The 2,047-nt window shown below is 66.0% G+C and carries 3 protein-coding genes; all 3 read left to right on the top strand.

The features are described from left to right. On the top strand, positions 1–788 hold a 788-nt coding region (locus JCM25156_RS14810), incomplete at its 5' end, for an aromatic ring-hydroxylating oxygenase subunit alpha (RefSeq protein WP_025813684.1). Next, the gene (locus JCM25156_RS14805) at positions 785–1,417 is read left to right on the top strand and encodes a glutathione S-transferase family protein (protein WP_025813683.1); all 633 of its coding nucleotides are present in this window, start codon (positions 785–787) and stop codon (positions 1,415–1,417) included. The genes JCM25156_RS14810 and JCM25156_RS14805, both read left to right, overlap by 4 nt. Positions 1,418–1,427: 10 nt before the next feature. Further along, positions 1,428–2,047 (top strand): FAD binding domain-containing protein (locus JCM25156_RS14800; RefSeq protein ID WP_025813682.1); only part of this gene is annotated, 620 nt, incomplete at its 3' end.

Genomic DNA, 2,047 nt, shown 5'->3' with positions numbered 1-2,047 from the left:
TCGTCCTGGACCGCTGCCCCGAGACTGGTGCGGTACGCGTGCGCCCGGTGCTGCCGGGCGGACAATATGGCGACCCGCTGCCCGTAATCGAACGGTATGCCTGCGTGTTCACCACGTTCGGCAGTCCCGACACCCCGATCGTGGAGATCGCGGAAGCGGGTGAGCCGGACCGGCGGGTCGTGCCATGCGGGTGGTTCACCATTCGCGCGTCCGGGCCGCGCATTGTCGAGAATTTCCTCGACATGGCGCATTTTCCTTACGTCCATACCGATATTCTTGGTTCGGAACCGCATACCGATGTCGGCCCCTATCATGCCGAGATCAGGGCGGATGTGGACGAGGTCTGGGCGACCGGCTGCCATTTCTGGCAACCACGCGGCGCCGCGACCGAACGCGGTGGCGGCGGCATGATGATGCATATCGATTACCGCGTGCCGTCTCCCTTCATTGTCATGCTGTACCGCACCGCTCCGTCCGCGCCCGACCGGCGGGACGCCATCGCGCTGTTCATCCAGCCGATGGGGGAGGAACTGTGTCGTGCCCAGCCGGTCGAATTCCTGGTTGATGAAATATCCACCCATACCGAACTGCTGCATTTCGAGCAGGTCATCTTCCTGCAGGACCGGCTGATTCTGGAAAATCAGGTGCCCCTGCGCCTGCCGCTCGACGGGCAGGCCGAAATTCCCACCCGCGCGGATACCGCCTCCGTCGCCTATCGCCGGTGGCTTGCGGCCAAGGGGCTCGGCTATGGCACCATTCTCCCCCACGGACAGGGAAAGCGCGCATGACCATTCTGCCGGAACTATACGAATTCCCCCTGGATGACGAATGCTACAAGGTCCGTCTCGCCCTTTCGCTCATGGGGGTGGCCTACCGTTCGCGCCCGGTGGACATGATACCGGGGCGCGAACATGAACAGCCCGCCTTCCTGCGTATCAATCCGCGCGGCACGTTGCCGGTCTGGGTGGATGGCCCGGTGGTCCTGCGTGAGGCGGCGACGATCATACTGGTCCGCGCGCGCGGCCTGAAGGTGGGCAACTGGCTGCCCACCGATCCCGTGGCCTTCGGCGCGGTCATGGACTGGCTGGTGTTTTCCGTGCGCGACCTGCATGCGGCCCATCAGGCCCGCGCCTGCGCCCTGCTGGGGCAGGACGCGCCTTCGCCCGCATTACGGGCCCGCGCGCGCCACGGTCTCAATGCGATGGAGGACCACATGGTCCTGCGTCATATCGAAGGGCATGAGTGGTTTGCCGATGCGATGCCCACCATTGCCGATGTCCTGCTGTTCCCCGCTTTCGCGCTGTGCCGGGATTACGGGCTGGATCATGACGGTTTTCCGGCATTGCGCCAGTGGATGCGCGCCATGCGCACGCTGCCCGGCTTCATAACCATGCCGGGCATACCGGATGTCACCTGAAGGGGATGGCATGACACCTTTTCCCTTCATCCACCGGCCCCGGGGGCTGGAGCAGGCGGCCAGCCTTCTGGCCGGGGGGCACGCCCTGCTCATGGGCGGCGGCACGGCGCTACGGATTGAATGGAACCGGGCGCTGCCACGGGGCAGGGTGGTGATCGACCTTTCCGGCGTGGAGGACACCCGTTATGTCAGAGTCGCGCCGGGGTGGATCGGGGCGGGCGTGCCATTGGCCACGCTGGAACATGATGACCGGGTGCCAGCCCTGCTGCGGCAGGCGATCGGCAATGTCGCATCACCTGCCGTGCGCCGTCTGGCGACACTGGGCGGACAGATCGGAGGGCGGTCGGGATGTACCCTGGCCGCCCTTCTTGTCATGGAGGCATGGGTCCAGATCCTGCCACCGGGGGAGCGCGCGCCCGTGATACAGCCGTTGGCGCAGTGGCTCCGCGACCCGCCGGAGGGCATCGTGGTCGGGGTCGGATACCCCGTGCGGGACATGGAAAACTGGCGGTGCTTCTACCGCAAGGTCGGATTGCGGCAGGCGTTCACCCCCGCCATGGCCGTGGTGGCCGCCATGGTCCGGCAGTCGGAAGATGGACGTATTGCCGATATCCGGCTCGCTGTGGGCGG

Source organism: Komagataeibacter kakiaceti JCM 25156 (assembly GCF_000613305.1).
This window is presented reverse-complemented; position numbering and strand designations above follow the sequence as displayed.

Excerpts from the sequence above, each read along its gene's own strand:
- JCM25156_RS14805 (WP_025813683.1), top strand. The coding sequence starts at position 785 with ATGACCATTCTGCCGGAACTATACGAATTCCCCCTGGATGACGAATGC.